Raw genomic sequence first — 663 nt, 5'->3', positions numbered from 1 at the left:
CCGAAGGCATCGTCACGGGGGCCGCCCTCCAAGCCGGAGTCCTGGGCGGGGCCGTCAAGGACGTGCTGCTCCTCGACGTCCTCTCGACCTCGCTCGGCTTCGAGACCCACGACGGCACCGTGCGGAAGCTGATCGAGCGGAACACCACCATCCCCGTGCGAAGGTGGGCCTTCGCCGCGCCGAGCCGGAGCGGCCAGCCCGCCATGACCGTCCACATCGTGGAGGGTGAGAGTCCGACCGCCGCCGACGGCAGGACCCTCGCCGTGCTCGAGTTGTCGGATCTGCCCCGGCACCCCCGGCACACCCCGCTGATCGAAGTAATGCTGGACATCGACGCCAATCAGCTCCTGCACGTCAGCGTCCGGGAACTGCGTGGTCGAACCCGTGAACTACCAAAGCGGGCACGCGAGTTGACCGAGGCTCGGGCCGCCCTGGACTTTTCCGGCGTCCACTTCGCCAGTCCGGAGGCCGGACGGCTACGGGCAACGATCGCCAGGCTTGAGGCCAAGTACTTCACCGACCGGACCTGGCAGGTGACCGTAGACCGCGCCTCGATGACCCAGGCCGCCGAACTCCTCCGCTCCCCCCGCTGGCCTGCCGTACGCGAGCTCGCTCCGTTCGTCTGGGAGGCCCCGGAGACCTGAACCGGGGCCCGTGTCTTCG

General features: G+C 69.4%; 1 protein-coding gene. It reads left to right on the top strand.

Annotated features, from left to right (window positions below; translation table 11 throughout):
- Positions 1-644, top strand: a 644-nt coding sequence (locus ABD323_RS43285) for an Hsp70 family protein (RefSeq protein ID WP_344447514.1), incomplete at its 5' end; no start/stop codon positions are given.
- Between the last annotated feature and the right edge of the window lie 19 nt (positions 645-663).

Source organism: Kitasatospora nipponensis (assembly GCF_039528135.1).
Classification (GTDB): Bacteria; Actinomycetota; Actinomycetes; order Streptomycetales; family Streptomycetaceae; genus Kitasatospora; species Kitasatospora nipponensis.
Note: the sequence above shows the minus strand (reverse complement) of the source record. Positions and strands in the feature narration are given on the sequence as shown.